The following is a 19,912-nucleotide window of genomic DNA, read 5'->3' as shown; positions in this document are numbered from 1 at the left end:
TCAAAGCTGGACTCCCCAGTGCAGTTTGGCGCGCAGGATGTGGTAGTAATCGTAACCTTGCGGGTGCAACAGGCGCACTTTTTCCGGGCGGGTGTGGAGACGGATGCGGTCACCGGACTCCAGCCCGATATTGTTTTGCCCATCAAACGATAGGCGCGCAGGGATGTCGCGTTGTTCACACAGCTGGATTTCAATCACGCTTTGGCTGTTAATGACCAATGGGCGGTCGCTGAGGGTATGCGGGCAAATTGGCACCAGTGCGATTGCTTGCAAGCCGGGGTGCATGATCGGCCCGCCGCTGGAGAGCGCATAGGCGGTGGAACCGGTCGGAGTGGCGATGATCATGCCATCCGCCCGCTGGGTGTTGACGAAATGCCCGTCTACCCAGGTGGTGAATTCGATCATGCGGATTTCGTTGCGCACATGCAGCACCACATCATTCAGTGCATCGCCACTGCCGAGGATTTCCCCGTCGCGGCTGGCTTCTGCTTGCAGGACGAAGCGTGTCTCTTCCTTGTACTCGCCGCGCAGGATGTGTTCCAGTTGCGTAGCCATTTCGTCTGGGGAAACATCTACCAGAAAGCCTAAGCGCCCCAGGTTGACGCCGACAATCGGCACTTCATGCGCTGCCAGCAAGCGCCCGGATGACAGCAGGGTTCCATCCCCTCCCACCACGATAGCAAGGTCAATCCGCCGCGCCAGCTCTTCCGCAGCCATGGCAGGCATATTGAGAATCAGGCCAGCATTCTGGTCACAAAAAACCTGGAAACCGCGTTGTAGCAGGAATTCATGCAACTGGTGCAAGGTCTTGTCCACACGGGTGTCATTGGGTTTGGTGAAAATACCAATATGGGAAAACGGGCTCATAACCGGTTCTTGTTTCATTAAAGCTGCAAGGCTGGCAAAGCCGCGCATAAAATGCAAGTTTAACAGGCTTGTATCTACACAGGTTTGCCCCTATAAATGAAAACATGACAACACATTCGCACCCGGAATTAAACAACCGCGCCCGCCACATCCTCAAGGTGCTGGTGGAAAGCTACATCCAGGACGGCCAGCCGGTCGGCTCGCGCAACCTTGCCCGTGCCAGTGGGCTGGATTTGAGCGCTGCCACCATCCGCAACGTGATGGCTGATCTGGAGGAAATGGGCTATATCCGCGCGCCGCATACCTCGGCGGGGCGGGTTCCGACCTCGCAGGGCTACCGCCTGTTCGTCGATGCGCTGGTCAACATCAAACCACTGGAACAACAGGCATTGCACATACTGGAAGGCCAACTGAAAGCGGAACGCGACCCTGGTTCCCTCATCCAGTCGGCTTCCAGCCTGTTATCCGGTATCACCCAGTTGACTGGCGTGGTCAGTATGCCACGCCGCAACCCTTCCGCTATCCGCCAGATCGAATTCATGCGCCTGTCTGAACGGCAGGTGCTAGCCATTCTGGTCATGAACCGCAATGAAGTACAAAACCGGATTATTCAACTGGATAGCGACGTAAGTTCCAGTGACTTGCAACAGGCTGCCAACTTCCTCAACGAGCGCCTGATCGGCAAGGATTTGCAGCAAGCACGCACGACCTTGCTGGAAGAAATGCGCCAGCACCGCGAAGACATGAACCGGATGATGCTGTCAGCCATCGAACTGGGTGAAAAAACCGTTGCCGACCTGGATGACCGTCAGGACGAAGATTACGTCATTGCCGGTGAAACCAACCTGATGGGGTATGACGACCTGTCTGATATCCACAAACTGCGCGAACTGTTCGCCGCGTTTACCCGCAAGCGCGACATCCTGAGTTTGCTGGACAAATGCTTGCAGGCAGAAGGGGTAAAAATTTTCATCGGGCGCGAATCCGGGCAGTCAGTGTTCGAGGAATGCAGCCTGGTGACAGCGCCTTACATGGTGGATGGCGAACAGATAGGCGTGCTGGGCGTCATCGGGCCAAAACGGATGCCGTATGAGCGGGTGATTCCGGTGGTCGATATTACTGCGCGGCTGTTGAGCGTGGCGCTAAATTCGAAGATATCCTGAAACACCGCGCTCACAGGTATGACAGGCTAGCCGCCCGCCTGCCTTTCCGCTAACATTCTGCCCTGATAGCCGAAACAATGCCCGTTTTGCCTGAATACAGTCAGGGCATTTTCAATGCCATCCAAAAACCCCGAAGATGCAGGGAGTCGGCTGGATGTGGCAGGCGTCCGTTCATTGCTACGGTTACAGAAGCGCCTGTACCTTATCCAGCCGGCTACCGCGTTTACAGCCTCGACCCAAGGGAAACTTATGGACGCACAAGTGAAAGACCCGCATACCGTTATCGTCAACCTTCGCGATGCCGAAGGCACCTATACTTGTGACATCAACGCGGGCAAACACCAGATGGTTGCCGACGAACCGGTACCATTGGGTGGAGATGACCTCGGCGCTGCGCCTTACCAGTACCTGAAAGCCGCCCTGGGTTCCTGCACCGCCATGACCATACGCATGTATGCCGAACGCAAGAAATGGCCTGTGACCGATGTGGTCGTCACCCTGCGCCACAGCCGCGACGTCAACAAGCAAAGCGTATTTGAGCGCGACATCCGGATCATCGGCGAATTGACTGATGACCAGCGCGAACGCCTGTTGGACATTGCCGACCGTTGCCCGGTACACAAGACCATTAGCAATGGCGCAAACATCCTGAGCAAACTGATAGACTAACCTGAAAGCCAGCCATGTTACACATATACAATAGCCTGACCCGTCAAAAAGAAACCTTCCACCCCATCCACCCCCGCCAGGTATTCATGTACGTCTGCGGAATGACGGTCTACGACTATTGTCATCTTGGTCATGCGCGGGTGATGGTCGTGTTTGACACTGTGTACCGCTACCTGAAAGCCAGTGGTTATCTCGTGCAGTACGTGCGCAACATTACCGATATTGACGACAAAATCATCAAGCGGGCAGCTGAAAATGGCGAACCTATCGAAGCGCTCACCGCCCGTTTCATTGACGCCATGCATGAGGACGAAGCCGCCCTCAACGTGCTGCGCCCGGATGATGAACCCCGCGCCACCAGCAATATTCCGGAAATGTTGGCCATGATCCAGACCCTGCTCGACAAGGGCCTGGCCTATCAGGGCAGCAACGGCGACGTTTACTACGACGTATCGAAATTCGACGGCTACGGCAAACTGTCCGGGCGCAAGCTGGAAGACATGCGCGCCGGTGAGCGGGTAGCCGTCGACGAAATAAAAGACGACCCGATGGATTTCGTGCTGTGGAAAGCCAGCAAACCTGGCGAACCGGCCTGGGATGCACCCTGGGGGGCAGGCCGCCCCGGCTGGCACATCGAATGCTCCGCCATGTCACAGAAACTGCTCGGCGACCATTTCGACATCCACGGCGGCGGCAGTGACTTGCAGTTCCCGCATCACGAGAACGAAATTGCCCAAAGCGAAGGCTGCACCGGCCACAAGCACGTCAATTACTGGATGCATAACGGTTTTATCCGCGTTAACGACGAAAAGATGTCGAAATCGCTGGGCAATTTCTTCACCATCCGCGAAGTGCTGCAACACTACCGCGCGGAAGCGGTGCGCTTCTTCATCCTCAACAGCCATTACCGTAGCCAATTGAACTACGCAACTGACCAACTGGATGCAGCCAATGCCTCCCTCAGCCGGTTGTACACTGCGCTGCGCGGCTTGCCTGAGGCTGGAGCAGCCAACTATACCGAGTACGAACGGCGTTTCGATGCGGCCATGGATGATGATTTCAACACTCCGGAAGCCATTGCCGTGATGTTTGAGCTGGCTCGTGACATCAACCGCATCCGTACTGAGCAAAGCGAAGGCGCTGCCGCCCCATTGGGCGCGCTGCTCAAGCTGCTCGGCAAGGCATTGGGCATACTGCAAGACAACCCCGAAGAATGGCTCAAAGGCAGCGCGGGCGCGGATGGCCTGAGCGATGCCGACATAGACGCGCTGATCCAACAACGGCTGGCAGCACGTGCCGCCAAAAACTGGGGCGAATCAGACCGCATCCGCGATGAACTGAAAACCAAAGGCGTCATTCTGGAAGACAGTGCTGGCGCTACCAGTTGGCGACGCGCTTAAACTTTTCATACGGAACTGGCTGATTTGCCCCCACTTTGCTTTTTCGCATTTTACTTGAGCGAACCAGTCGGAATAATTCGGTATCGAACCGAATATAGATAGGAACACATGAACAAAAAAATTACCATCATTGGCGCTGGCTTTGCTGGCCTGAGCGCTATCCGTCAAGTGCGCAAGCTCGACCAGAATGCAGAAATCACCCTGGTCGCGCCACGCGCCGAACTGCATTATCTGCCCGGTATCATCTGGATTCCCAACAGACTGCGCACCCGCGCAGACCTGACCGTGCCGCTGGACAACTTCTTCCAGCGCATGAATGTCAAGTTCCACCAAGGCAACGCTACTGGCCTGCGCGATGGTGGGCGGATCGTGGCAACCGACACAGGTGAAATCCACAACGACGGTCTGATCATTGCCTCCGGCGGACGTTTCATCAAGAAACTGCCGGGTATTGAACATGCCATCACGCCTTGCGAAGGCATCAGTGCTGCCGAAAAAATCCGCGACCGGCTGGAAGCCATGCAAGGCGGCAGCATCGCCATCGGCTTTGCAGGCAATCCGAACGAACCCAGCGCCATGCGTGGCGGCCCGATGTTCGAGTTCCTGTTTGGCATTGATACCCTGCTGCGCCAGCAAGGCCGCCGCGACAAGTTCCATCTGACCTTCTTCAGCCCTGCCCCCCAGCCCGGCAACCGACTCGGCCCCAAAGCCATGTCTGGCCTATTGTCCGAAATGGGCAAGCGCAGCATCGAAACCCACCTCGGCCACAAAATGAAGGGTTTCACGGCTGAAAAAGTCATGACTGAAGGCGGTGAATTTAACGCCGACCTGATCCTGTTCATGCCCGGCATGACCGGCAACCAGTGGTTCGACAATACCGAACTGCCCCGCTCCACCGGTGGCCTGGTCAAGGCTGACCAACACTGCAAGGTGGAAGGCTGGGACAAGGTTTACGTCGCGGGCGATTCCGGCAGTTTCCCCGGCCCCGACTGGATGCCAAAACAGGCACACATGGCTGACCTGCAAGCGGAAGCTGCGGCGAAAAACCTGCTGGCTGACCTGAATGGCGGGGCTGCGGATGCCACTTTCAAGGTTGAACTGGTTTGCATCGTCGATTCCGTCAACAAAGGCACACTGGTGGCGAGGACTGAAAAACGTTCATTGGTGTTACCATCCTGTCGGGTATTCCACTGGATGAAGCGTGGGTTTGAATGGTGGTATCTGCGTCAGTACCGCTGATTGCATACCCCAGACATGATGCCCGGGATCGAACCGGCACGGTGCCACCACCAGAGGTTGGGTACTCTGGGAGAGCAACTCCACCTGCTTTTCCGGACACCCGCTAGTTGACCGGACAGGCTACGGGTTAGACCCTCACACCGCTGCCCTCACCCGTTCCAACATCTTGTTTAACCAATGTTCCTGCTTGCCCATGAATTCTGCCAGCGTCATTTCCCCACTGGCGACCGCTTCCAGTGCCTGTTCCCAAGCAGCGGTCAGAGCCGGATTTTTGACGGCTCCAGGCAGCATTCCGATCAGGGTAATACCCTTTGGGGTGGCTCGCAGGCATTTGCGTTTGCCTTCACGTTCCAACAGTTTGCGCTGCAACAAAGTTTCGATGACGGCGGCGCGGGTAGCTTCGGTGCCGATTCCGGCGTTTTCCTTGAGGATAGCCTTGAGCTTGGGGTTTTCCACCAGCTTGGCGATGCCCTTCATGGCCTGGATCAGCGTGCCTTCTGTGTAGGGCGGCAGCGGTTTGGTCTGGCGTTTGGTGCCAGTCAAATCCTGCATCAGTACCTGATCACCCTTGTTCAGGGCAGGCAATGCCTGTGCTTCTGGGTCATTTGCCTCCGGCTTACCATCTGGCGTTTCGGTTTCCGGCCCCTGATAGGCAATCTTCCAGCCCAAGACCCTGCTAACCCGGCCGGTAGCACGGAAGCGGTAGCCTTGGCAGTCCAGTTCGATCGTGGTCTGGTCATATTCGTGGACGGGGAAAAACTGCGCCAGATAGCGGCGGCGGATCAGGTCGTAGATGGAGTATTCGTGTTCGGATAGTTGCTCCAGTCTGCCTGCGGCGGCAGTAGGGATGATGCCGTGGTGAGCAGTGATCTTGCTGTCATTCCAAACCTTACTTTTGAGGCGGGGGTTGGCTTGTGCAACCAATTCCGCCAGATTCTGGTCGGTTTTTAGTAGCGCTTTAAGCACGCCCCCTACTTCACTGTACTGGGAAACCGGCAGATAGCAGCAATCGGTACGGGGGTAAGTCACGAGCTTGTGCTTTTCGTACAACGCCTGGGCGATGTCCAGCACCTGTTGCGCACCCAGCCGCCAGCGCCGCGTGGCTTCTACCTGGAGGCTGGAAAGGTCGTAGGGTAAGGGCGCGGCCTGCCGTTTGCGCTCGGTGTCGCAGCGTAGCACCTCGGCCTGTTGCCCCTTGCATGCCGTCGTCACCTGTTCCGCCAAGAGCTGGTCGATGCAGCGCCCTTCCTCATCCACTCCCGGTTTGCCCTTGCCAGGAACCCAGTTGGCTTTGAAGGTTTGCGTATTGCCATCCGGCAGACAATGAGCGACAACTTCCCAATAATCGACTGGCACGAAATTGCGGATTTGTTCATCCCGATCCACCACCAGCCGCAATGTCGGGGTTTGTACCCGCCCGACACTTAGCGCCCCTACATTGGCCTGTAACTGGCCGCTACGTTGGGCAGTCAGGGTGTAGGCACGGCTAAGGTTTATCCCCACTAGCCAGTCAGCGCGGCTACGTGCCAGACCGGCCTGATACAGGTTTTCGGTGAAAGCCCCCGGCCTGAGCTGACCGAGTGCTTTGCGGATACTGGCGTCATCCAATGCTGATAACCACAAGCGCGAAACTTGCCCCTGGTAGCGGCACAGCTCCATCACTTCACGGGCGATCATTTCGCCTTCACGATCAGCATCAGTCGCGATCACCACATGTTGGGTCTTCGCCAGCAGTCCCTTGATGACCCGGAACTGCCTGGAGCCGGACTTTTTCACCTCCAGCTTCCATTGCTGGGGCAGGATCGGCAGGGAGGCAAGGTTCCAACGCTTGTATTGCTCGCCATAAGCGGCAGGCTCCGCCTGCTCCAGCAAATGGCCGAAGCACCATGTCACCTGTACGCCATTACCGTGCAGAAAACCGTCGCCCCGACCATTGGCGCCCAGCACGTGGGCGATGTCGCGCGCCTGGCTGGGCTTTTCGCACAGGTATAGCATCAACTTACTTGTCGTCGGGAGACAGTCTGTCGCCATCAATCACTCCGCGTTTCGGTAGATTTCACCCAAAGAATTTAATGGACAGCTAAGTGATTGAAAATATGGTGCCCGGAGCCGGGGTCGAACCGGCACGGTGTTGCCACCGAGGGATTTTAAGTCCCTTGCGTCTACCAATTTCGCCATCCGGGCAGCAGGTGGGAAGCGACGTATCTTACAGGAACCCAAAGTCTACATCCAGCGTTTGGCTTACATTGAATTTTACGAGGTTCCTTGCAGGATGATTTTCATATCAGCACCCACCCCATCATTACAAAAAATCGAACGGTTACGGGTTTTCGGGTAGTTGTGGCGAAAAAAAAGCCGGGTAATTCCCGGCTCTGGTGGTGTGTTGCTGGCTTATGCTTCCCCTCATTCGGGGTAGTAGCCCCCCGTCAGTGCCTGGTCAAGGTCATAGGGGCAGGCTTCCGGGAAGGTGCTTTCTTCCAGCCCGGTTTCATAGGCTGCCAGTTCCCGCGCTTGGCCGTAGCCTTTTTCCAGGGCTTCCGGCAAGTGACTTTTCAGGCTTGGGTTGTCGCCCAACAGGTCGCGGATGTCGCGGGCTTGCGTCCTGATGGTGAATTGCCAGCTCTTGCCCCGGCGGTCTGGTTCGTATTGCCACTTCAACAGGTGCGCCAGCAGTACACGTAAACGGCTTACCAGTTCCCGGCGTTCACGTCCTGCCATGGTTTCGACCTCTGCCAGCAAGTTGTTCAAGTCCAGTTCTTCCAGGCGGTGTTCACGCAATAGCCGCGCTTGTTCGTTCGCCCATCCGTAAAAGTCGGTTTCGTACAGTGCAGCGCCCATGGGTGCGCCCTCCTCTGGTCAGTAGTGGTAACGGCATTGCAGGATGATGAATTGCCCATCCTGCACCAGATACACAAGGCGGTGTGTTTCCGTTATGCGCCTTGACCAACAACCCGATAGGTTGTGCTTGAGCGGTTCCGGCTTGCCTATGCCGTCGAAAGGGTTCCGCTGGATGTCCCTTATCAGTTCATTGATGCGTTTCAGCGCCTTGCGGTCTGCCTGCTGCCAGTACAGGTAATCTTCCCAGCCTTGCGCCTCAAAGCACACCATCATTCAACCAATTCCCTGTCTGTCAGGCTTTGACCCTTGCGGGCATTTTCCAGCGATTGCAACAGGCGTTTTGCATTGTTTGGTGATTTCAACAGGTGCTCTGTTTCCTTCCAGGCGTTGAAGTCTTCCAGCGACATAAGCACGGCGTTACGCCCGTGTTTGCGGGTGATGATAATGGTTTCATGGTCATCAACTGCCCGATCCAGCATGGTTGCAAGGTTGTTCCTTGCTTCGCTATAGGTCACTGCCTGCATGTTCTACCCTCCGTTTTATTGTCCAAGATTTTGAACAATCTATCAGGCTTTACCGCTTGGCGCGTTTGATTGTTTGGGATGTTTCCGACTGATCATTCAGGCTTTCGGCAATGCCGCCAACACCCGCGCCGCGTGTTCCCGTTCCGCTTGGTGGATTGCGCCCGCTTCGCTGCCGTCCAGATTGAGGCGTTGCCCACCCTGCCCCACGGCTTGCAGGTAGGCGCGGTGGCAGGTGTGCTGGCGCAACAGCTTTTGCACTACGCGCTTGCTGGCGGATAGGTGATGCGCCGCGACGTGCTGGAAGATTTGCCGCTCAATGCCCAGCGCCAAGGGTTGGCGGGTGCGCCAGACAGTGAAGGCGTTCAGGGAGTCCGACAGTTCACGCGCCCTGATCATAGGTGAATATTGAGCGTAACCGCGCCAGTACCTTTTCAGCCTTGTTAAGCGCCCCCCCCGTCCCTCTATGCGCCGGATCACCAGCAGCAAATCAGGCGGTTCAAGTTCCGTGATGATGCGCCCGCCGATATGTGGCAACACATCCAGCTCCAGGCTTTTCCATGTCTGTTCGGCATTGGCTGGCGTCCACTTCGGCAAGCGCTTTTCGTACCATTCCCGCGCCACGTCCAGGAAGGTTTCACCCTGCCCGCGCATCCTGTCGCGTTGCTTTTGGGTGTTGGGGTCTACCCCGTCACTGATCAGCGCCTTGGCTTCCAGTAATGCCGCCCGCGCCCGCTTGATGGAAACCTGCGGGTATTCGCCCATGGTGTAGACGGTTGGCTTTTTCGTGCCTGGGTGGCGGTAGCGGTATATCCAGAACTTTCGCCCGGTTGGCCTGATTTCCAGTTGCAGGCCGTTGCCGTCATTCAGGCGGTATAGGGTGGCTTGTGGTTTGGCGTTGTCGGCTTGGGTGTTGGTGATGGGCATGGCCGGAATCTAACCATTAATACCGGCAAGGTATGCGCGGCTTCTACTACACAATTTACTACACGCCCTACCCGCCAACCATTCGGTTTTTCCGATCTACTACACAATCTACTACACGTTTTTTGCAGCCTCCACCGGCCTAGAATGGAGGAGACTGGAGACAAAAAGGCGCGTAAGCTATGGATTTATTGGCTATTTTGGAGAGCTTTGGAGGAGTTTGGAATATAGTTTGGAGGCTGAACCCAGAATCGAACTGGGATCTACGGATTTGCAATCCGCTGCATTACCACTATGCTATTCAGCCTGGAATTATAGGCATTAAAAAAGAGAAAATGGAGCGGGAAACGAGGCTCGAACTCGCGACCCCAACCTTGGCAAGGTTGTGCTCTACCACTGAGCTATTCCCGCATTAAGCTTGGTAAAAAAGCGCTGTAGTATACCACGCTTTTCTAGAAAATTTGGAGCGGGAAACGAGGCTCGAACTCGCGACCCCAACCTTGGCAAGGTTGTGCTCTACCACTGAGCTATTCCCGCTGAACAGGCTGCGAATAATAAATATAGCTGCCAGGGCTGTCAACCGATGAAGCTATTTTTTTTAACCACAGCGTCATGAATGGCCTAACAAGACCGACAAAGCGTCTTCGCCAATCACCGCCACACCCAGACTTTGCGCCTTATCCAGCTTAGAACCAGCATTTTCACCCGCAATCAGTGCGGTGGTTTTTTTGGATACACTGCCTGCCACTTTCGCTCCTAAGGCTTCCAGGTCAACCTTGATTTCGTCGCGGGAACGGCTTAGCGTGCCTGTAATAACGTAAGTCTTGCCTGTCAGCGGCAAGGCTTCCGGTGGTTGCGCCGCGTAATTCTGCCAGTGAACACCAAGTTCACGCAGATGTTGGATAGTGTCGCGGTTGTGCGCTTCCCCAAAAAACTGCGCGATATTGGCAGCGACCACAGGGCCGACATCGGGAACCCGTTTCAAGGTTTCCTCTTTAGCTGTTTGCAGGGTTTCCAGCGAGCCGAAATGACGCGCCAGGGTCTTGGCGGTGGCTTCCCCTACTTCACGGATACCCAAGGCAAAAATGAAACGTTCCAGCGTGGTTGCTTTGCTCTTTTCCAGTGCCTTGACCAGGTTATCAGCTGACTTGTCCCCCATGCGCTCCAACGCCGCGACCTGCTCGGCTTGCAAGCGGTACAGGTCGTCGACGTGGCGGATCAGGCCCTGCTCGAAAAACTGCTCCACCAGCTTGTCGCCCAAACCGTCGATATTCATGGCCTTGCGTGAGGCGAAGTGCTTGATGGCCTCCTTGACCTGAGCCGGGCAGTACAGGCCACCTGTGCAACGGAAAACAGCCTCGCCATCAGGGCGTTGCACGTCAGAGCCACAAACCGGGCAGTGGGTCGGCATTTCAATTTGGCGGGCATTCTGCGGGCGGCGTTCTACAATCACGCGGGCGACTTCGGGAATGACATCCCCTGCCCGGCGCACGATCACGGTATCGCCAATACGTACATCCTTGCGTTCGATTTCATCCATGTTGTGCAGGGTGGCGTTACTGACAGTAACACCACCAACAAAAACCGGCTTGAGACGCGCGACCGGGGTAAGCGCGCCAGTGCGCCCGACCTGGAATTCAACGTCTTCCAGCACAGTCGTTTCTTCCTGCGCGGGGAATTTGTGCGCGGTAGCCCAGCGCGGGGCGCGACTGACAAACCCCAAGTCCTGTTGCAGAGCGATGGCATTGACCTTATAAACCACCCCGTCAATGTCATAGGGCAAACGGTCGCGTTTTGCGCCAATCTCACGGTAGAACCCAAGGCAGCCGTGCGCGCCCTGTACTACGCGGATTTCCGGGCAAACGCGAAAACCCCATGTCGCGAGTTGCCGCAGAATCGCGTAATGGGTAGTGGGCATTTCCCCACCTTCCACCTGCCCAACGGCGTAGCAGAAGATGGTAAGCGGGCGTTGCGCGGTAATGCGCGAATCCAGCACCCGCAAACTGCCAGCTGCTGCATTGCGTGGATTGACGAAGGTTTTCGTACCCTCATTGCGTAGCCGTTCGTTCAGAGCGTTGAAACCGGCTTTGGGCATGTAGATTTCGCCACGAACTTCCAATACTGACGGCCATCCCTCCCCCAACAAACGTAGGGGAACGGCTTCGATGGTGCGCACATTTTGGGTTACATCCTCGCCGGTTTCGCCATCGCCCCGGGTAGCCGCGCGGGTGAATATCCCGTTTTCGTATACCAGACTGATAGCCAGGCCATCCAGCTTAGGTTCGGCAACGTATTCGATTTCGTCATCTGACTTCAAACGATCGTGGATACGCTTGTCGAAAGCCAGCAGTTCCTCATCACTGAACACGTTACCCAACGACAGCATGGGGATGGCGTGACGGATTTCGCCGAATTCGTTCAGGGGTGCTGCCCCGACCCGTTGGGTGGGTGAATCCGGCGTAACCAGTTGCGGATGTTCAGCCTCCAGCGCTTGCAGCTCACGGAACAGGCGGTCGTATTCGACATCCGGGATTTCCGGGTCATCCAGCACGTAGTAGCGATGGTTATGATAGCGAAGCTGTTCTCTCAACTTTTCCATTTGTTGTTCCGTGAATTCAACTTCTTTCATGTCATTTCCCAAAAACGGCAATCGACTCGACGTGTGAGGTATGCGGGAACATGTCCATCACCCCAGCCCCCAGCAACCGGTAGCCATGGGTATGCACCAGTTCGCCCGCATCCCGCGCCAGTGTCGCTGGGTCACAGGAAACGTACACGATACGTTTGGCCTTGAGCTTGCTGATATGGGCGATGACTTCCTTGGCTCCGGCGCGTGGCGGGTCGAGCAGAATTTTGTCGTAGCTGCGTTTCAGCCAGGGTTCGTGCCTGAGTGCTTCTTCGTCCATCAGGTTGCAGGCGAAGTAGTCGGTGTTGTGGATACCGTTGGCTTCAGCGGCAGCGCGGGCGCGTTGCACCATGACGCTTTCGCCTTCCACGCCGATCACTTGGGCAGCGTTACGCGCTAACGGCAGGGTGAAATTGCCGAGGCCGCAGAACAAATCCAACACCGTGTCAGTTGACTCGGGAGCCAGCAGCTCCAGTGCACGCGCCACCATTTTGCGGTTCAGCTCCTGATTGACCTGGACGAAATCCAAAGGCGCAAAGTTAACCCGTGTGTTGAACTGCGGGTGTTCGTAGTGGAGTTCCGCGCCTTCCGGCCACACACAATGCACGGTATCCGGCCCGCCCGGTTGCAGGTAGAGTTGGTAGTTGAATTCGCGGGCAAAATTCAGCAGCTTTGCAGAATCACTGTCAGAAAGTGCTTCCATGTGTCTGAAAACCAAAGCTGTTGCATTGTCACCGACTGCCACTTCGATTTGCGGAATGGTGTTTTTTGCCTCCAGACTGCCAACCAATTGCTGGAAATCGAGCAGATGTTCACCCAGCGTAGGGTGCAGGATTTCGCAACGGTTCAGTTCAGCCAGCCAGCCGCCCTGCTTTTCGCGGAAACCAACCAGTGCTTTCCCTTTCTTTTGTACCCAGCGTGCGCCCAGACGCGCCTTGCGGCGATATGCCCAGCCTTCGGCGGTCAATGGGTCGAATACAGTTTCCGGCTCTACCTTACCGATGCGGCGCAACTGGTCGAGCATGGCTTGCTGTTTGTGCCGGATTTGCGCATCCAGTGCAATATGTTGCCAGCTACAGCCGCCGCAGACGCCGAAGTGCTGGCACTTGGGTTCAACCCGTTCGGGCGAAGGGATGAGGATGGTTTCGACCTTGCCTTCGTCGTGTTTGGATTTGTGCGAGGTATAGCGGAAAGTGACCTGTTCGCCGGGTAATGCGCCATCAATGAAGACAGTCTTGCCATCCACGCGGGCTACGCCCTGGCCTTCGAGGGTGAGGGATTCGATGGTCGCGTCCATCAAGGGGCTGTTTTGTACGCCGCGCGGTTTTTTCTTTCGACTCATGCACCCGCCTCCCATGCGGATTCAAAGGCTTGCAGGTGTTCCTTGCCGGAATGCTGGAGGTGCTTGCGTACCAGTGCGCATTCCAGATCGTATTTTTCGTGGGTAATGTGACCACGCATGAGCTGGAAACGTAGATACACCAACCAAGTGTTGAGTACGTCGGTTTCACAATAGTTGCGGATGTCGGCGATACGGCCTTCCTGATAAGCATCCCAGACTTTGGAGCCGTCCATGCCCATTTTGCCGGGGAAACCAAACAAGGTGGCAAGCTCATCCAGCGGTGCATTGGCACGCCCGGTGTACATGGCAAGCAAATCCATCAGGTCGGTATGGCGGGTATGGTAACGGCTGATGTAGTTGTTCCACTTGAAGCTTTGGTCATCCTCGCCCATGTCCCAGTAGCGCGGGGCGGAAATCTTGTGCAGCATGGCACGGTAGTGGATCACCGGCAGGTCGAAGCCGCCGCCGTTCCACGACACGATAGTCGGTGCGTAACGGTCAATGCCGTCGAAAAAGCGCTGGATAATTTCCTTTTCATCGGCATTTTCATCGCCCAGCGTCCAGACCTTGAATTCGTCACCGCGGCCACGGAAGGTGACCGAAATAGCGGCAATACGATGCAAGTGATGGGCGAGAAATTCCGAGCCGGTTTTCTGGAACCGCAGGTGGAACATAGCTTTGGCGATACCATCTGCGTCGAGGTCGCCGAGGTTGTAGAGCTTGCGCCCGCCTTCTATGTCGGGGATAGTTTCAATGTCAAAGACCAGGGTATTCATGCTGATATGTCACTTTTGCTATGGGTCTTGGGGAAATGAGGGGTAATCATAGCATAGCCAAAGCACTACTCACCCATCGGCCGACCAGAACCCCCAACCACACCGCCAGCAAACATAAGCCCACATTCAACCCGATATTCAAACCTGCCCCCCACAGCCTGCCCTGCTGGATCAGGTCAAACGTATCCAGTGAAAACGTGGAAAAAGTAGTGAACGCCCCCAACGCACCCACAATCAACCCCCGACTCAACGCGCTGGCCAGCATTTCACGCTCCATGAAATAAAGGGTCAGCCAACCAATCAAAAACGAGCCAATCACATTCACCGCCAGCGTCCCGTAAGGGAATGCACGCCCTAACCACTGGTACACACCGTTCGCCACCAGAAAACGTAACAGCGCCCCCACTGCCCCGCCGATCAAAATTCCGCCTATCTGATACATCCCAATTCCTCAACGAATCAACTAAAATTAAGAATCCTGTTGGAAATACGCTACATTCAGTCACAACATTACAACAAGGCAAGCATATTAGTGAAAACTGCCCCAGATCAGAACAACCAGTTACTGCAATACCTTGGCGACATTTTGCCCCCTGACGCTATCCTGACCGCCAAGGAAGACCTGCGCCCATATGAATGCGATGGCCTGACCGCCTACCGGCATATTCCTCTGGCCGTTGTGCTGCCGACCACGATTGAGCAAGTGCAGCTGATCATGAAAACCTGTTCGCGCCTGAAAGTTCCGGTCGTCGCCAGAGGCGCGGGGACTGGCCTTTCCGGTGGCGCACTGCCGCACGAAGAGGGCATTATCCTCAGTCTTGCCCGCTTCAACCAGATTCTGGACATTGATACCCGCAATTTGACTGCCCGCGTCCAGCCCGGCGTGCGCAACCTCGCCATCAGCCAGGCGGTCGACCATCTTGGCCTGTTCTACGCGCCCGACCCGTCTTCCCAGATTGCCTGCTCAATCGGCGGCAACGTGGCGGAAAACTCCGGCGGCGTCCATTGCCTGAAATACGGCCTGACCGTGCATAACGTGCTGGAAATCCAGTTGGTGACTATCGATGGCGAGTTGATGACTATCGGTAACGACCGCCTCGATACCCCCGGCTACGACCTGTTGGCACTCATGACGGGTTCCGAAGGCATGTTGGGCGTAGTGGTCGAAGTATTGGTGAAACTGACCGTCAAACCAGACGTGGTGCAAGTGCTGATGGCGGCTTTCGATGAAGTAAACGACGCAGGCGACGCTGTGGCCGCTATCATCAGCAAGGGCATCATCCCCGCAGGACTGGAAATGATGGATAATCCCGCCATCCGTGCCGCCGAGGACTTCATCCACGCAGGCTACCCATTGGAAGCTGGCGCTATCCTGTTGTGTGAACTGGATGGCAGCGAAGATGAAGTCAACGAACAGGCTGCCAAAGTCACCGCCATCCTGAAAAAGTACCGTGCAGGCAGCATCCATGTCGCCAAGACCGCCAGCGAGCGCGCCCGCCTGTGGGCAGGCCGCAAATCCGCCTTCCCGGCAGTCGGGCGCATTTCCCCGGATTACTACTGCATGGACGGCACCATCCCACGCAAGCATTTGGCGCATGTACTGCAAAAAATCAACGATTTTTCCCAGCAATACGATCTTGGCGTCGCCAACGTATTCCACGCCGGCGACGGCAACCTGCACCCCCTGATCCTTTACGATGCCAATCGCCCTGGCGAGTTAGAAAAAGCCGAACGTTTTGGCGCTGATATTCTGGAATTATGTGTTAAAGTAGGTGGTTCCATCACGGGTGAACACGGCGTTGGGCATGAAAAGCTGGATTCCATGTGCGTGCAGTTTGGCGAAGCTGAGTTGGAAGTCTTCCACGCTGTTAAACGCGCGTTCGACCCTGATGAATTGCTGAACCCCGGCAAAGCTGTCCCCACCTTACACCGCTGTGCAGAGCTTGGTGCTATGCATGTGCACCACGGGCAGCTTTCCCATCCAGAACTTCCAAGATTTTGATCCGGGCCTGACATGATCGCAGACAACGATATAACCTCGGCATTACAAGCACAGGTCGCGGCAGGGATTGCCGCACAGGAACCATTAAACATTGTCGGTGGTGGCAGCAAAGCCTTTTACGGCAACCCTGCAAGTGGCAAACTGTTAAGCACGGCGGAACATACCGGCATCATTGCCTATGAGCCTTCCGAGCTGTGCATCACCACCCGCGCAGGAACCCGTTTGCAGGACATCGAAACGCTGCTGGCTGCCAACGGGCAGATGCTGGCATTTGAACCGCCTTGTTTCAGCTTGGCATCCACCATCGGCGGCGTAGTCGCTGCTGGCCTGTCAGGGCCGGGGCGCGCGTGGCGTGGCGCTGTCCGCGACCATGTATTGGGTGTCAGGCTTGTGACCGGTTACGGCAAAACCGCCTCATTCGGCGGGCAGGTGATGAAAAACGTCGCTGGCTACGATATTTCCCGTCTGATCGCCGGTTCCATGGGCACTTTGGGGTTAATTCTGGAAGTTTCCCTGAAAGTCCTGCCACGCCCAGCCACCGAACTGACCCTGACGCTGGAAATGCCGGATCAGGAAGCCTATGAACTCGCCACCACCATGCGCCGCTCCACCTTCCCGTTGAGCGCCAGCTGTTATTTCGATGGCTGCCTGTACCTGCGCCTGAGCGGCGAACCCAGTCATGTGTTCGCCTCCCACCGTAAGATTGGCGGCGACCCGCTGAATAACCCTGACCAGTTCTGGCTGGCCTTGCGCAACCAGACCCATGAATTTTTCCAGCAGTATGATCGTCCACTATGGAGGCTTTCCTTCCCGCCCGCCACCAGCGTCGTCAGCCGCCTGGAAGGCAACTCAATGGTTGAATGGGGCGGCTCGCAGCGCTGGGTTTATACCAATATCCCGGTCAACCTGATCCGTGGCATTGCGCAAAACGGCAACGGTCACGCTACCCTGTACCGGGGCAGCCTGCCGGGGGTCAACCCCTTCCAGCCCCTACCCGCTAATCTACTGGCTACCCAGCAACGGCTGAAACGGGCGATGGATCCACACGGTATTTTCAACCCTGCCCGCATGTACAAGGACTGGTAATGCAAACCCGGATACTCAGCGCACTACGGCAAACCATAGAAGGCAGAACGGCAGAAGAAATTCTGCGCCGCTGCGTCCATTGCGGCTTCTGCAACGCTACCTGCCCTACCTACCAGTTGCTGGGCGACGAAAATGACGGCCCGCGTGGGCGCATTTACCTGATCAAGCAACTGATGGAAGGCCACCTGGAAAACGAGCCAGACAGTGGCCGCAAGACCCTGCAACACCTCGACCGTTGCCTGTTATGCCGCAATTGCGAAACCACCTGCCCCTCCGGCGTAGAATACAGCAAGCTGCTCGACATTGGCCGCCATCTGGCCGAGGAACACGCTGGCCGCGACCGTGCTGACCAGGCCATGCGCAAGCGTTTGCGCAAATACCTGCCAAAACCCGGTTTGTTCAGCCTCGGCCTGAAGCTAGGGCGTACCTTCAAACCCCTGTTGCCAGACAAACTGGCGGGCAAGATTACCGACCCACGGCCAGCGGGCGAATGGCCCAAAAGCCGCCATGGTCGCCGAATCTTGGTGCTGGATGGTTGTGTACAACCTGCCCTTTCTCCAGACATCAATGCCGCCGCCGCGCGGGTGCTGGACAAACTCGGCATCAGCCTGATTACCGCCCCCAAAGCCGGTTGCTGCGGCGCGGTCAGTCAGCACCTGGGTGCACCCGAAGAAGCGCTGGATTACATGAAGCGTAATATCGACGCCTGGTGGCCCTATGTTTCCAACGGCGTGGAAGCCATCCTTACCACCGCCAGCGGCTGTGGCGTGATGGTCAAGGAATACAAATACCACTTGCGCGGCGACCCGGAATACGGTATCAAGGCCGAACGCATTTCCAACCTGTGCAAGGATATTGCCGAAGTCATCGCCCAGGAAAAATACCAGCAGCTCGCCCCCGCCCACGCCAAGCGCATTGCCTGGCATCCGCCCTGTACGCTCCAGCACGGGCAGAAAATCCGTGGCGTGGTAGAAAGCATCCTCACCGATTGCGGCTACGTACTGATTCCTGTGGCGGACGAACACCTGTGTTGCGGCTCAGCGGGAACCTATTCTATCCTGCAACCAGAACTTTCCCAGCAACTGCGCAGCAATAAACTGGCGAACCTGACCCGGCATCAACCGGAAATGATCGTGACCGCCAACATCGGTTGCCAGACGCATTTGCAGGAAACCAGCGAACTACCAGTTATTCATTGGATTCATTTGATCGATAAATAAAATTCATAAAACTAGATTGGCGTTCACCACGACACACCCTATACTCCCATGGAGTCTCCTTGAAAAAGTGTGTTGTTCAACAGTGTCGGTGAAATGGTATCTGCGTCAACAGGCGTAGCTACCATTGGGAAGGGGAAGCCCCGTACGAGCGGGGCTTTTTTATGACTGGGCAGCCAGAAAAAATTCCGCCAACGCCAAATCGGCTGGCCGGGTAATCTTGATATTGCGGGCATCACCCTCCACCAGTAACGGATTCAATCCAGCGTATTCCAGCGCCGAGGCTTCATCCGTAACCGTTACCCCTTGTTGCAGGGCATCTGCCAACGCCTTGCGCAATACACCCAGCCGCGCCATTTGCGGCGTCAGCGCGTGCCACAGGCCATCGCGGTTTTCGGTATGGGAAATTTGTGGCGGTGAAGCCATGCCCGCCCGTTTCATGGTATCCCGTACCGGAACAGCCAGGATTGCACCAGCGCCCTCTTCCGCCCCAGCAGCCAGCAACTTGTTGAGATCGTGGCGGCTCAGGCAAGGCCGGGCGGCATCGTGCACCAGCACATTAGTCTCTGCCGCCACCCGTAATTTATTGCGCAAATAATCCAGCCCGTTCAAAACCGAATCCGCCCGTTCCTTACCGCCCATGGCCAAGTGTGCAGACACGCCTGCAACGGGTAATTCCGGCCAGTAAGGGTCGCTTGTGCTGACCACCACGACAATTCCAGCCACAGCCGGATGCCCGGTAAAACAGGCCAGCGTATGCTCAAGCACGGTTTTGCCCCCCAGCGGCAGATATTGCTTGGGGCGGTCAGACTGCATCCGCGAACCAACGCCCGCAGCCGGGATAACGACCCAGACCTTATTCGACATGCGGGGCTTCTTTGCTGGGGGGCATCAATTCGGGGGATGGGGCTGAATCAGATTTCAGGATCACCTGATAAAAGGTCTCACCTTTGCGGATCATGCCCAGCTCGCTACGCGCATGTCCCTCGACTGCTTCGTCATCTTTACCCAAGGCTGCCACATCGTTTTGCAACTTGCGTTTGCGCTCTGCCTGCTCGTCATTGGCGGCATTCTGCTCGTCAATCTTCAGTTCCAGGTTCTGGATGTCGGAATAGCTACCCGACCCAACCCACAGGCGCACAAACAAGCCCAGCGCCAGAACACCCAGAACCAGAAATAAAATACGTGTCATGCTCATGTATTTTGGCTTTTCAGAAATGAATATGGCGGGACACGCCCGCC

General features: G+C 56.3%; 18 protein-coding genes, 4 tRNA genes and 1 pseudogene. 7 read left to right on the top strand and 16 right to left on the bottom strand.

Annotated elements, in window-relative coordinates; genetic code table 11:
- On the bottom strand, positions 1-885 hold the full coding sequence (locus tag THINI_RS21135; RefSeq protein ID WP_245536665.1) for an NAD(+) kinase: 885 nt from the start codon (positions 883-885) through the stop codon (positions 1-3).
- Positions 886-971: 86 nt separating this feature from the next.
- On the opposite strand from THINI_RS21135, the gene hrcA reads away from it, so the two are divergent.
- From hrcA to THINI_RS21115, 4 genes are all read left to right on the top strand, one after another.
- Entirely contained in the window at positions 972-2,030 is a 1,059-nt protein-coding gene (gene hrcA, locus THINI_RS21130; protein ID WP_002710545.1) for a heat-inducible transcriptional repressor HrcA, read from the top strand.
- A gap of 114 nt (positions 2,031-2,144) precedes the next feature.
- Positions 2,145-2,699: an OsmC family protein gene (locus THINI_RS21125; protein ID WP_002710544.1), complete on the top strand. Its 555-nt coding sequence runs from the start codon at positions 2,145-2,147 to the stop codon at positions 2,697-2,699.
- A 14-nt stretch (positions 2,700-2,713) separates the two neighbouring features.
- A complete protein-coding gene (gene cysS / locus THINI_RS21120) occupies positions 2,714-4,099 on the top strand; it encodes a cysteine--tRNA ligase (protein WP_002710543.1) in 1,386 nt (461 codons plus the stop codon).
- A gap of 108 nt (positions 4,100-4,207) precedes the next feature.
- Positions 4,208-5,338, top strand: coding sequence for an NAD(P)/FAD-dependent oxidoreductase (locus tag THINI_RS21115; RefSeq protein ID WP_002710542.1), 1,131 nt, complete (start codon positions 4,208-4,210; stop codon positions 5,336-5,338).
- Between the two features lie 135 nt (positions 5,339-5,473).
- On the opposite strand, the gene THINI_RS21110 is transcribed toward THINI_RS21115, so the two are convergent.
- The 13 genes from THINI_RS21110 to crcB form a co-directional block, all read right to left on the bottom strand.
- Entirely contained in the window at positions 5,474-7,369 is a 1,896-nt protein-coding gene (locus THINI_RS21110) for a DNA topoisomerase III (protein ID WP_002710541.1), read from the bottom strand.
- 66 nt (positions 7,370-7,435) lie between these two features.
- Positions 7,436-7,522: transfer RNA gene (locus THINI_RS21105), tRNA-Leu, on the bottom strand.
- 219 nt (positions 7,523-7,741) lie between these two features.
- Positions 7,742-8,176, bottom strand: coding sequence for a DUF29 domain-containing protein (locus THINI_RS21100; protein ID WP_002710540.1), 435 nt, complete (start codon positions 8,174-8,176; stop codon positions 7,742-7,744).
- Between the two features lie 18 nt (positions 8,177-8,194).
- Entirely contained in the window at positions 8,195-8,449 is a 255-nt protein-coding gene (locus tag THINI_RS21095) for a Txe/YoeB family addiction module toxin (RefSeq protein WP_002710539.1), read from the bottom strand.
- A complete protein-coding gene (locus tag THINI_RS21090; protein WP_002710538.1) occupies positions 8,446-8,700 on the bottom strand; it encodes a type II toxin-antitoxin system Phd/YefM family antitoxin in 255 nt (84 codons plus the stop codon). The genes THINI_RS21095 and THINI_RS21090 overlap by 4 nt, the downstream gene beginning before the upstream one ends.
- A 96-nt stretch (positions 8,701-8,796) precedes the next feature.
- On the bottom strand, positions 8,797-9,624 hold the full coding sequence (locus tag THINI_RS23850; RefSeq protein WP_002710537.1) for an integrase arm-type DNA-binding domain-containing protein: 828 nt from the start codon (positions 9,622-9,624) through the stop codon (positions 8,797-8,799).
- 230 nt (positions 9,625-9,854) lie between these two features.
- Positions 9,855-9,928 (bottom strand) — tRNA-Cys (locus THINI_RS21080).
- Positions 9,929-9,957: 29 nt separating this feature from the next.
- A tRNA-Gly gene (locus tag THINI_RS21075) sits at positions 9,958-10,032 on the bottom strand.
- Between the two features lie 51 nt (positions 10,033-10,083).
- Positions 10,084-10,158, bottom strand: a tRNA-Gly gene (locus THINI_RS21070).
- Between the two features lie 73 nt (positions 10,159-10,231).
- Positions 10,232-12,250, bottom strand: a complete 2,019-nt coding sequence (gene ligA, locus THINI_RS21065) for an NAD-dependent DNA ligase LigA (RefSeq protein ID WP_002710536.1) — start codon at positions 12,248-12,250, stop codon at positions 10,232-10,234.
- Position 12,251: 1 nt separating this feature from the next.
- Positions 12,252-13,589: a 23S rRNA (uracil(1939)-C(5))-methyltransferase RlmD gene (gene rlmD, locus THINI_RS21060; RefSeq protein ID WP_002710535.1), complete on the bottom strand. Its 1,338-nt coding sequence runs from the start codon at positions 13,587-13,589 to the stop codon at positions 12,252-12,254.
- Complete coding sequence (locus THINI_RS21055; protein ID WP_002710534.1) at positions 13,586-14,365, bottom strand: 3'-5' exonuclease; 780 nt, start codon at positions 14,363-14,365, stop codon at positions 13,586-13,588. Before THINI_RS21055 ends, rlmD begins: the two co-directional genes overlap by 4 nt.
- A gap of 46 nt (positions 14,366-14,411) precedes the next feature.
- A complete protein-coding gene (gene crcB, locus THINI_RS21050; protein WP_002710533.1) occupies positions 14,412-14,807 on the bottom strand; it encodes a fluoride efflux transporter CrcB in 396 nt (131 codons plus the stop codon).
- Positions 14,808-14,897: 90 nt separating this feature from the next.
- On the opposite strand from crcB, the gene glcD reads away from it, so the two are divergent.
- From glcD to glcF, 3 genes and pseudogenes are all read left to right on the top strand, one after another.
- Positions 14,898-16,367 (top strand): glycolate oxidase subunit GlcD, encoded by a 1,470-nt coding sequence (glcD, locus tag THINI_RS21045; protein ID WP_002710532.1) that lies wholly within the window; start codon positions 14,898-14,900, stop codon positions 16,365-16,367.
- A 12-nt stretch (positions 16,368-16,379) separates the two neighbouring features.
- Positions 16,380-17,387 (top strand): annotated as a pseudogene (gene glcE / locus THINI_RS21040) (glycolate oxidase subunit GlcE); the annotation flags it as partial.
- Positions 17,388-17,452: 65 nt separating this feature from the next.
- The gene (gene glcF, locus THINI_RS21035) at positions 17,453-18,673 is read left to right on the top strand and encodes a glycolate oxidase subunit GlcF (protein ID WP_002710530.1); all 1,221 of its coding nucleotides are present in this window, start codon (positions 17,453-17,455) and stop codon (positions 18,671-18,673) included.
- A 159-nt stretch (positions 18,674-18,832) separates the two neighbouring features.
- On the opposite strand, the gene ispD is transcribed toward glcF, so the two are convergent.
- Both ispD and THINI_RS21025 read right to left on the bottom strand, forming a co-directional pair.
- A complete protein-coding gene (gene ispD / locus THINI_RS21030; RefSeq protein ID WP_002710529.1) occupies positions 18,833-19,537 on the bottom strand; it encodes a 2-C-methyl-D-erythritol 4-phosphate cytidylyltransferase in 705 nt (234 codons plus the stop codon).
- Entirely contained in the window at positions 19,527-19,868 is a 342-nt protein-coding gene (locus tag THINI_RS21025; RefSeq protein WP_002710528.1) for an FtsB family cell division protein, read from the bottom strand. Before THINI_RS21025 ends, ispD begins: the two co-directional genes overlap by 11 nt.
- Positions 19,869-19,912 lie beyond the last annotated feature (44 nt).

The sequence above is a fragment of the Thiothrix nivea DSM 5205 genome (assembly GCF_000260135.1).
Taxonomy (GTDB): Bacteria; Pseudomonadota; Gammaproteobacteria; order Thiotrichales; family Thiotrichaceae; genus Thiothrix; species Thiothrix nivea.
Note: the sequence above shows the minus strand (reverse complement) of the source record. Positions and strands in the feature narration are given on the sequence as shown.

Excerpts from the sequence above, each read along its gene's own strand:
- ligA (WP_002710536.1), bottom strand. The coding sequence starts at position 12,250 with ATGAAAGAAGTTGAATTCACGGAACAACAAATGGAAAAGTTGAGAGAA.
- THINI_RS21125 (WP_002710544.1), top strand. The coding sequence starts at position 2,145 with ATGCCATCCAAAAACCCCGAAGATGCAGGGAGTCGGCTGGATGTGGCA.
- THINI_RS21110 (WP_002710541.1), bottom strand. The coding sequence starts at position 7,369 with ATGGCGACAGACTGTCTCCCGACGACAAGTAAGTTGATGCTATACCTG.
- glcF (WP_002710530.1), top strand. The coding sequence starts at position 17,453 with ATGCAAACCCGGATACTCAGCGCACTACGGCAAACCATAGAAGGCAGA.
- THINI_RS21025 (WP_002710528.1), bottom strand. The coding sequence starts at position 19,868 with ATGAGCATGACACGTATTTTATTTCTGGTTCTGGGTGTTCTGGCGCTG.
- THINI_RS21055 (WP_002710534.1), bottom strand. The coding sequence starts at position 14,365 with ATGAATACCCTGGTCTTTGACATTGAAACTATCCCCGACATAGAAGGC.
- THINI_RS21100 (WP_002710540.1), bottom strand. The coding sequence starts at position 8,176 with ATGGGCGCTGCACTGTACGAAACCGACTTTTACGGATGGGCGAACGAA.
- ispD (WP_002710529.1), bottom strand. The coding sequence starts at position 19,537 with ATGTCGAATAAGGTCTGGGTCGTTATCCCGGCTGCGGGCGTTGGTTCG.
- crcB (WP_002710533.1), bottom strand. The coding sequence starts at position 14,807 with ATGTATCAGATAGGCGGAATTTTGATCGGCGGGGCAGTGGGGGCGCTG.
- THINI_RS23850 (WP_002710537.1), bottom strand. The coding sequence starts at position 9,624 with ATGCCCATCACCAACACCCAAGCCGACAACGCCAAACCACAAGCCACC.
- THINI_RS21090 (WP_002710538.1), bottom strand. The coding sequence starts at position 8,700 with ATGCAGGCAGTGACCTATAGCGAAGCAAGGAACAACCTTGCAACCATG.
- rlmD (WP_002710535.1), bottom strand. The coding sequence starts at position 13,589 with ATGAGTCGAAAGAAAAAACCGCGCGGCGTACAAAACAGCCCCTTGATG.
- THINI_RS21095 (WP_002710539.1), bottom strand. The coding sequence starts at position 8,449 with ATGATGGTGTGCTTTGAGGCGCAAGGCTGGGAAGATTACCTGTACTGG.
- THINI_RS21115 (WP_002710542.1), top strand. The coding sequence starts at position 4,208 with ATGAACAAAAAAATTACCATCATTGGCGCTGGCTTTGCTGGCCTGAGC.
- THINI_RS21135 (WP_245536665.1), bottom strand. The coding sequence starts at position 885 with ATGAAACAAGAACCGGTTATGAGCCCGTTTTCCCATATTGGTATTTTC.
- hrcA (WP_002710545.1), top strand. The coding sequence starts at position 972 with ATGACAACACATTCGCACCCGGAATTAAACAACCGCGCCCGCCACATC.
- cysS (WP_002710543.1), top strand. The coding sequence starts at position 2,714 with ATGTTACACATATACAATAGCCTGACCCGTCAAAAAGAAACCTTCCAC.